This is a genomic window from Bradyrhizobium nitroreducens (genome assembly GCF_002776695.1).
In the GTDB taxonomy this organism is placed as follows: Bacteria; Pseudomonadota; Alphaproteobacteria; order Rhizobiales; family Xanthobacteraceae; genus Bradyrhizobium; species Bradyrhizobium nitroreducens.
Map to the genome: position 1 here is coordinate 1 of NZ_LFJC01000014.1, position 1,498 is coordinate 1,498.

The 1,498-nt window shown below is 62.8% G+C and carries 2 protein-coding genes; one reads left to right on the forward strand and one right to left on the reverse strand.

The genetic code is table 11. The features are described from left to right. Positions 1-2: 2 nt before the first annotated feature. Positions 3-347: a LexA family protein gene (locus TSA1_RS38690; protein WP_245448626.1), complete on the reverse strand. Its 345-nt coding sequence runs from the start codon at positions 345-347 to the stop codon at positions 3-5. On the opposite strand from TSA1_RS38690, the gene TSA1_RS38695 reads away from it, so the two are divergent. Then, on the forward strand, positions 340-1,498 hold a 1,159-nt coding region (locus tag TSA1_RS38695), incomplete at its 3' end, for an IS630 family transposase (RefSeq protein WP_100177385.1). The genes TSA1_RS38690 and TSA1_RS38695 overlap by 8 nt on opposite strands.

Sequence of the window (1,498 nt, forward strand, 5' to 3'; positions counted from 1 at the left end):
GACTAGTACCTCGACGCAGAGGTTTTGACTGGTTGATCTGGGTCCTGCAAGATCGGTAGCTGCTCGGGGGCGACGAGGACTTCGATGCTGCGTGGGCCACCGGGTGTTCTGCGGATGAACCCGGCGCGCTCGAGCGTGAGGATCATCTGGTGCACGGTCGGCGGCGTGACGCCGAAATAGCGCTGGATGTCGCGCTCGGCCGGCGGGCGCCGGTTGACGCGGGTGTAGGCGTCGATGAACGCCAGATACTGGCCCTGCTTAGGGGTGAAGCCGGGCGGGGTCTTGCCAGACATTTGATTCATCGGTCGATTCAGCTGGGCCTCCAGAACGGAGGCTGTGATGAACATACGTTATCATGTCGATCTAAGCTGCGCGGAGCGCACGGAGCTCGAGCTTCTGCTGAGTGGAGGTAGCCAGGCGGTGCGCAAGCTCAAGCGGGCGCAGATCCTGCTCGCGGCGGATGCCGGACTCAGCGACGACGACATTGCCACCAGCGTAGGCGTCGGCCATTCGACGGTCTACCGGACCCGGCGGCGTTTCGTCGAAGGCAATCTGGCTGCCGCCCTGAGTGAGGAGCCGCGTGCCGGGGCGGAACGCAAGCTCACCGACAAGGAGGAGGCCCTGCTTGTGGCCACCGCCTGTTCGAGCCCTCCGGCCGGTCGCGCGCGTTGGACGCTTGAGCTTCTGGCTGATGAGATGATCAGATTGACGTCTCACGAGAGCCTGTCGCGTGAGACGGTGCGGCGGCGCTTGGCCGAGAACGATCTCAAGCCATGGCGCAGGAGCATGTGGTGCATTCCAAAAGTCGACGCGGAATATGTCGCGCGCATGGAGGACGTGCTCGATCTATACGCCGCGCCGCCCGATCCGCGGCAACCGGTGGTCTGCTTCGACGAGAGCCCGGTCCAGCTTATCGGCGAGGTCCGGCCACCGATCCCGGCAAAGCCTGGACGGATCGAGCGCTACGATTACGAGTATCGGCGCAACGGCACCGCCAATCTGTTCGTGGTCATCGACGTGAACCGACCGTGGCGCAAGGTAAAGGCCACCGCGCACAGGGCCGCCACCGACTTCGCCGAGTGCATGCGCGAACTGGTCGACGTGCATTATCCCAAAGCCAATCGCATTCGCGTCGTGCTCGATAATCTGTCCACTCATACGGCCGGCGCACTCTATCAGGCGTTCCCGGCCGATCAGGCTCGTCGGCTGCTACGACGCCTGGAGTTCCATCACACTCCGAAACATGCCAGCTGGCTCAACATGGTCGAGATCGAGATCGGAGTCCTCGTCCGACAGTGTCTCGACCGCCGCATCGACAGCTATGCCCGTCTTGTCAGAGAGACCGTCGCTTGGGAAAAACGTCGCAACGCCGAGCGCGCCCAGATCAACTGGATGTTCACAACCCAGAAGGCGCGCGCCAAATTGGGCCGCGCCTACCCCAAAATACCCGCCGAAGCGGTGCAAAAACAAAGAGTCAAAACCTCTGTGTCGAGGTACT